Source organism: uncultured Flavobacterium sp., from assembly GCF_937967675.1.
In the GTDB taxonomy this organism is placed as follows: Bacteria; Bacteroidota; Bacteroidia; order Flavobacteriales; family Flavobacteriaceae; genus Flavobacterium.
The window spans coordinates 1-7447 of sequence record NZ_CALBSN010000111.1 but is presented as its reverse complement, the minus strand read 5'-3'; the positions used below and the strand labels follow the sequence as shown (position 1 = coordinate 7447).

Here is a 7447-nt window from a genome sequence, read left to right as displayed (position 1 = left end):
CCTAAAATAAGTTGAATCGGATAAGGCGCAAAATGCAAAATAACTTCGCGGTCTTTTCGGATTTTCATGCCTTCTAAGGCCGCAACGATTCCTTGAAGTGGTGTTTTTAAAGCTTCTAATTTTACTTCTTCAATAATATCAGCTAAACGTTCGCGATTGTCTTCACTAAACAAATTAGCAATACTCATGCGAATAAATGCCGAATAATTTTGTTTCACCGCCACAATAGCTCTATCACGATTTGCTTTTCGTTCGTCGCTATCAGCTCTTGAAGTGGAGTTTTGTAATACAATTCCTTTTACATTATCGGGATACAATTCGGCGAAAGCCAATGCCACATAACCACCCATCGAATGTCCAATCAAAACCGCTTTTCTGATTTTTAATTCGTATAATACATGATGCACCATATCGGCTTGGTCTTCCATCGTGTGGACATAACCTAGACATTCTGTTTCGCCATGACCTAACAAATCGATAGTAATGATGCGGTGTTTCTTCACCAATTCAGGAATAAACGCTTTCCACATCGATTGATTTTCCAAAAAACCATGCAATAAAACCACAGCCGTTCCTTTTCCTTGGTCGGTGTAACTGATTTTGGTGTTTTTGAAGTTCGTGGTTTTCATGTGGGCAAAGGTAAAGTTTAAACGCTAATTCCGAAACTTCGGAATCAAAGTTTTTTTGCGAAGTACGCAAGGGTTTTTTTACAACAAACTTTTCATTCCGTCGGTTTAATATTTTAGAAACACAGATTTAAGAAATTATATAAATTTTAAAAATTTCTCCAATCTGTGTTCCAAAAAAAACGGCTCACATTTCTGCAAGCCGCCCTTTTAAACTTATAACCTTATAAACCCTTAAACTAATTTAAGCATTCATTATCGCTTCAATTTCCTCAATTTCAATTGGAATATTACGCATTAAATTAAACGCTGCTCCTTTTTCTTGAATCACCATATCGTCCTCTAAACGAATACCAAAACCTTCTTTCGGAATGTAAATTCCAGGTTCAACTGTGAAGACCATGTTGGCTTGCATAGGCTCGTGTAATAAACCATAATCGTGTGTGTCTAATCCCATGTGGTGCGAAGTTCCGTGCATGAAATATTTTTTATATGCTGGCCAATCTGGATTTTCGTTTTGTACATCGGCTTTGTCTAATAATCCTAAACCTAACAATTCTGAAGTCATGATTTTACCCACTTCTACATGATATTGCTTCCATAATGTCCCTGGAACCAACATTTTTGTAGCTTCATTTTTCACATTTAAAACAGCATTGTAAACCGCTTTTTGTCTATCCGTAAAACGACCCGAAACTGGAACCATACGTGTCATATCACTTGAATAATTCGCGTATTCTGCACCAACGTCTAATAAAATCAAATCACCAGCTTTACATTGTTGGTTGTTTTCGATATAATGTAACACATTTGCGTTATTTCCAGAGGCAATAATTGGCGTGTAAGCAAAACCTTTCGAACGATTTCTTAAAAATTCATGAGCAAATTCGGCTTCGATTTCGTACTCCATAACACCTGGCTTTACGAAATTCAAAACGCGTCTGAAACCTTTTTCAGTAATATCACACGCTTTTTGGATTAAATCCAATTCTTCACTTTCTTTAACCGAACGCAATCTTTGTAAAATAGGATTCGATTTTTCTACTTTATGTGCTGGATAATTTTCTTTCCACCATTTGATAAAACGCGCTTCACGAGTTTCGGTTTCGATAACCGCTCTGTAATGTTCGTTAGTGTTGATGTAAATTGTATCGACATACGCCATGATTTCTTTCAAGGTTTTGTGGAAATCTTGTAACCAAATCACCGATTTAATTCCAGAAACTTCAAAGGCTCTTTCTTTGGTTAGTTTTTCACCTTCCCAAATCGCAATGTGCTCATTTGTTTCTTTTAAGAATAAAATTTCTTTTAAATGTTCGTAAGGCGCATCTGGAAAAAGCAATAAAATACTTTCTTCTTGGTCAACACCCGATAAATATAAAATATCTCTATGTTGTGCAAATGGCAATGTGCTATCAGCACTTACGGGATAAATATCGTTTGAATTGAATACCGCAACACTATTAGGTTTCATTTGAGTCGTAAATTTAGCTCTGTTTTTCACGAACAAATTGCGGTCTATTTGATGGTATTTCATGATGTAAATGTTTTGTTCTCCAAAATTAATAAGATAAAAATGAAAAGTTGTTAAATACTTTAGAAATTTTGTAGAAGTGCAATGTTTTGGCTAATTTTCAACAAATTTTTTCGAGATGAAGCAAATTACTATCCTGTTTTTATTGATTGTGCAATCGACAATCGCTCAAAATTCGTTGTTTAATCAAGTGGAAGCTAAAAATATCGGACCAACCATCATGAGTGGTCGTGTGGTTGATTTAGCTGTAAATCCAAAAAATCCAACCGAGTTTTACGTGGCTTATGCTACGGGCGGTCTTTGGTATACCAATAACAACGGGACTTCTTTTTCGCCTGTGATGGATTCGGCGGAAACGGTAAATTGTGGTTCCGTTACAGTGGATTGGAATTCGGGAACGATTTGGGTTGGAACGGGTGAAGTGAATGCTTCGCGCTCGTCTTATGCTGGAGTTGGGGTTTTAAAATCTTCCGATAAAGGCAAAACTTGGGAAAATTTAGGATTAAAAGATTCGCATCACATTAGCCGAATTTGGGTCAACCCAAGCAATTTGAATGAAATTGTCGTGGCTGCTGTCGGACATTTATATACAACCAACAAAGAACGTGGTATTTACAAATCAACTGATGGTGGAAAATCTTGGAAACAAACTTTGTTCGTTGCGGAAGATGCTGGAATTATTGATTTAGCGGTTTCTAAAAATAATCCAAAAATTATGTTTGCGGCATCTTGGCAAAAAGATAGAAAAGCGTGGCATTTTGATGGTGATGGCGAAAAATCGGGTATTTATAAAAGTGAAGATGGCGGAACTTCTTGGGAATTAGTGACCACAAAAGAAAGCGGATTTCCAGCAAATGAAGGTGTGGGAAGAATTGGTTTAGCGATGTTCAATGAAAATGTGATTTATGCTGTTTTGGACAATCAAAATAAGCGACCTAAAGCCGTTTCAAAAAATAAATTAACCACGATGTTGTCTTCTCCTGGAGCTGATTTAATGGAAATTTCGAATAAAGAACTTAATATCGCTTTGAAAGAAAGTGGCTTAAGAGATAAATATCGTGCAGAAAATATTAAAAATTGGGTTGCTAATAATAACATTGAACCTAAAGAAGTTTTAGCAGTTTTATCAGATGCCAACAAAGCGTTATTTGAAACCGAAGTAATTGGTTGCGAAGTTTATAAATCAGAAGATGGTGGCAAATCTTGGAAAAAAGCAAATCAGAATTATATCGACGATATGTTTTATACCTATGGATATTATTTTGCGAACATTTCTGTAGATGAAAGAAATCAAAATCGTGTTTACATTGGTGGCGTTCCGTTATTATTTTCGGAAGATGGCGGAAAAACTTTTACGGCCATTTCAAAAGAAAACGTTCATGCCGATCATCACGTAACTTGGGTAAATCCTGAAAATCCAAATCACATTATTAACGGGAATGATGGTGGTGTAAATATTTCATACGACAACGGAGCACATTGGATTAAATGTAACAATGAAGCACTTGGTCAATTGTATGCGGTGAATGTAGATTATCAAGAGAATTATAATGTCTATGGCGGAATGCAAGACAACGGCGTTTGGTTTGGAAATAATGAATATGCTCACTCTGTAGCTTGGCATCAAGACGGAAAATATCCGTATCAAGAATTAATGGGTGGCGATGGCATGCAAATCCAGATTGATAGTCGCAATCCAAATGTAGTTTTCACAGGATATCAATTTGGAAATTACTACAGAATCAATCAAAAAGAAGGCAAGTTTGATTACATCACACCAAAGGCTCCAAAAGGAGAAAAACCGTATCGTTTTAATTGGCAAACACCGATTTTATTGTCTTCGCACAACCAGGATATTTTGTACATGGGTTCTAACTTCTTACACCGTTCTATGAATCAAGGCGAAACTTGGGAACAAATTTCAGGCGATTTAACCAATGGTGCAAAAGAAGGAAACGTAGCTTTTGGAACTTTGACGACTATTTCGGAAAGTAAATTCCAATTTGGATTGCTTTATGCAGGTTCTGATGATGGGAAAATTCTCGTTTCGAAAGATGGTGGCGCTTCTTGGCAATTGATTTCGGGTAATTTACCTCGGAATTTATGGGTTTCAAGAGTTGCGGCTTCGACTCACAAGAAAGAAAGAGTTTATGCGACTTTAAACGGATATAGAAACGATAATTTTGAAAGTTATGCTTTTGTTTCGGATGATTTTGGTGCGACTTGGACTTCAATTTCAAATGGATTATCTCAAGCTGTAAATGTAATTGTTGAAGATTCGACAAATGAGAATATTTTGTATGTTGGAACTGATAATGGTTTATTTATTTCGTTAGACAAAGGGATTACTTGGCAAGATTTTTCAAACGGAATGCCAAAAGTAGCAGTTCATGATGCGGTCATTCAAATGAAAGCAAAAGAATTAATCGTAGGAACTCATGGTCGTTCGATTTATAAAATGGATATATCGAAAGTTCAGGAATTAACTAAAGATGTTTTAGCTAAAAACCTGCATTTATTTAAAGTAAACGATAGAACAAAATCCGATCGTTGGGGAATTCAAAATTACGCTTGGGGAAAACCGAGTGAACCTTCGCAAACAATTTGGTTTTATGCTAATGCAGATGGAATTGTGAATGTTTCGATTGAGAATGAATCTGGGATGGTAGTTTATACTCAAAAAGTAGAAGCTAAAGAAGGATTGAATTCGTTTAATTTTGATTATTCGATGCCAAAAAATGTAGCGGATAATTGGAATAAAAAAGACAAAAACATCAAAATCAAATCAGCTGAAAACAAGAAGTTTTATTTACCTGTCGGAAAATTTAAGGTTACGATTTCAATAAATAAAACTTTAGAAAGCAAATGGTTTGAAATCTTAAATCCTAAAAAATAGTTAAAAAGGCATACTATTTGTTGTAGTTTTTGCGTTAAATGATTTAATAAACATTTTGTTGCAATATCAAACGTTTTTGATTTATGAAAAAAATTGTTGGAGTTCTTTTAGTTTTGGTTTCGGTTGTGTCTTTTTTTTCCTGTGAGGATGAAGACGATGCAACAAACGAGCCATATTTGATTGTTAAATTTCAATTTGATCCTAATCAAGTGCGTTTGAATAATTTGGGGCAACCTGCATCAATTCCATCAGGACATGCGGCACAATCTCCCGATTTTAGTAAAATTAGTGCGCATTATTTTGAACTGGCACCAACGGCTTACACCCAATTAGGGAATGGTACCATTTTGTATCATGCCGATGAAACTACTCAAGGCGGTTCGGTTGCGATTGATTTTAGTAAAGCGGTTATTGTTAGAGAAGGTGAGGCTTTTTTAAAAATTCCATTAAGTCAAGTAGCACAAGGAAATTATGAATATGTTCGTGTTTCTTTGGCGTATCAAGAATATGGAATTTCGGTACGAAATAATGGCGCCGATTATCAAGGAAAGCTTGCTAGTTTTGTTGGATATAATACTTACATCACAACACACGCTATAGGTAATAATTCATTTCCTATAAACGGAAATCGTCTGCAAGGATATTGGGCTTTTGCTTTAAATGATGTTCCTTACGCTACTTCTGGCCAAGCTCCAGCTGGAGCAACCACAGTTCCAAACCCTATTGCTTCTACTTCGCCAATACCTGCAGGTTCATGTGTAGTAACAGGAAAATTTTCTCAAAACTTAATTATCAATGGTAGTGAAACTCGCGATGTTATAATAACGCTATCACTATCTACAAACAATAGTTTTGAATGGCAAGAAGTAACGGCTGATGGTAAATATGAGCCTTCAATAGGAGAAAATGTTGTTGATATGGGGTTAAGAGGATTGATACCTTTATATGTAAATTAAGTATATTTGCTAATATGCTATACATTTGTATGATTTATACGCTTTAATCCCTTGGTATTCAACAATAGTTAAACTCATTTTAAAATCATTATAAATTAGCTTGAAAAGGTTGTAGTTAAATTGAAATAGCTGTATTTTTGTTTGATTTTTTATTAAACTAGTACAATCAAATAAAAATTATGGCAAAATCAGCACTATTAAAGTCATCTATTGTAAAAAAATACTGGATGGCTCTTACAGGTTTATTCTTATGCTTGTTTTTGGCGGGACATTTGGCAGGAAATCTTCAATTAATTTTTGGAACCAGTCAACAGTTCAATGAATATGCCCTATTCATGACCACCAATCCTGCAGTTAAGTTACTTTCTTATCTAACTTACATTTCAATCATATTCCATGCTATAGATGGAATTATGTTAACTATTCAAAACAAAAAAGCAAGACCAATTGGTTATGCTAAAACAGATGGTTCTTCTAGTAGTATTGCTTCCAGAAATATGGCGGTATTAGGGACTATTATTTTAGTTTTTATCGCTACTCATATGGTTAATTTTTGGGCAAAAATGCATTTTGATAAAAATATGCCATTAGCAAAGAAATCTGTTAACATTCAAGGCGTTACACAAAATTTTTACATTGGAACTCAATCAGGTCAATTTTTTCTTGTTGAGCAGGTGGCACTTGAACATGAGAAAAAACAAAATACAATGTTGCCACAACAATATATAGTTAAAAATGGTACAGAGTTGTATTATGCGGCAGCGGATATTAAAATTGCAAACCTTTATAAAGATTTACATAAACTTACTGTTGACTTTTTCAAAGATGCTAAGTATGGTTTGGCTTTTACAATTTTTTATGTTTTATCAATGATAGCTTTAGCCTTTCACCTATGGCATGGTTTTCAAAGCGCATTTCAATCGATTGGTGTAAATAGCTCTAAGTTAACTCCTGTTATCAAGTTTGTAGGAAAAGTATTTTCGATAATAGTTCCGCTATTGTTTGCAATCATTCCAATCATTTTACACTTTAAAAAATAATCAACATCAGTATATATTATGAAGTTAGATTCTAAAATACCAGCGGGTCCATTAAAAGATAAATGGACCGACCATAAAAATCACTTGAAATTAGTTGCACCAAATAATAGACCAAAAATCGATATTATTGTGGTAGGAACTGGTTTAGCAGGTGCTTCTGCCGCTGCTTCTCTTGGAGAAATGGGGTATAATGTAAAGGCATTCTGTTTTCAAGATTCTCCTCGTCGTGCGCACTCAATTGCGGCTCAAGGAGGTATCAATGCAGCAAAAAATTATCAAAATGATGGTGATAGCGTTTACCGTCTTTTCTATGATACTATTAAAGGTGGTGACTACCGTGCGCGTGAAGCAAACGTTCACCGTTTAGCAGAAGTTTCAGGAAATATTATCGACCA

The 7447-nt window shown here is 35.0% G+C and carries 6 protein-coding genes; 4 read left to right on the top strand and 2 right to left on the bottom strand.

Features of this window, described 5'->3' with window-relative positions; translation table 11 throughout:
- Together Q0075_RS07600 and Q0075_RS07595 are read right to left on the bottom strand one after the other, a co-directional pair.
- Window positions 1-629 (bottom strand): alpha/beta fold hydrolase (locus Q0075_RS07600; protein WP_297868988.1); only part of this gene is annotated, 629 nt, incomplete at its 3' end.
- A 241-nt stretch (window positions 630-870) separates the two neighbouring features.
- Entirely contained in the window at window positions 871-2163 is a 1293-nt protein-coding gene (locus tag Q0075_RS07595; RefSeq protein WP_297868987.1) for an aminopeptidase P family protein, read from the bottom strand.
- Window positions 2164-2278: 115 nt separating this feature from the next.
- On the opposite strand from Q0075_RS07595, the gene Q0075_RS07590 reads away from it, so the two are divergent.
- From Q0075_RS07590 to Q0075_RS07575, 4 genes are all read left to right on the top strand, one after another.
- The gene (locus Q0075_RS07590; protein ID WP_297868986.1) at window positions 2279-5056 is read left to right on the top strand and encodes a glycosyl hydrolase; all 2778 of its coding nucleotides are present in this window, start codon (window positions 2279-2281) and stop codon (window positions 5054-5056) included.
- A gap of 83 nt (window positions 5057-5139) precedes the next feature.
- A complete protein-coding gene (locus tag Q0075_RS07585; protein ID WP_297868985.1) occupies window positions 5140-6012 on the top strand; it encodes a hypothetical protein in 873 nt (290 codons plus the stop codon).
- 179 nt (window positions 6013-6191) lie between these two features.
- Window positions 6192-7052: a succinate dehydrogenase cytochrome b subunit gene (locus tag Q0075_RS07580; RefSeq protein WP_297868984.1), complete on the top strand. Its 861-nt coding sequence runs from the start codon at window positions 6192-6194 to the stop codon at window positions 7050-7052.
- 18 nt (window positions 7053-7070) lie between these two features.
- Window positions 7071-7447 (top strand): FAD-binding protein (locus Q0075_RS07575; protein ID WP_297868983.1); only part of this gene is annotated, 377 nt, incomplete at its 3' end.

Excerpts from the sequence above, each read along its gene's own strand:
- Q0075_RS07595 (WP_297868987.1), bottom strand. The coding sequence starts at position 2,163 with ATGAAATACCATCAAATAGACCGCAATTTGTTCGTGAAAAACAGAGCT.
- Q0075_RS07590 (WP_297868986.1), top strand. The coding sequence starts at position 2,279 with ATGAAGCAAATTACTATCCTGTTTTTATTGATTGTGCAATCGACAATC.
- Q0075_RS07585 (WP_297868985.1), top strand. The coding sequence starts at position 5,140 with ATGAAAAAAATTGTTGGAGTTCTTTTAGTTTTGGTTTCGGTTGTGTCT.
- Q0075_RS07580 (WP_297868984.1), top strand. The coding sequence starts at position 6,192 with ATGGCAAAATCAGCACTATTAAAGTCATCTATTGTAAAAAAATACTGG.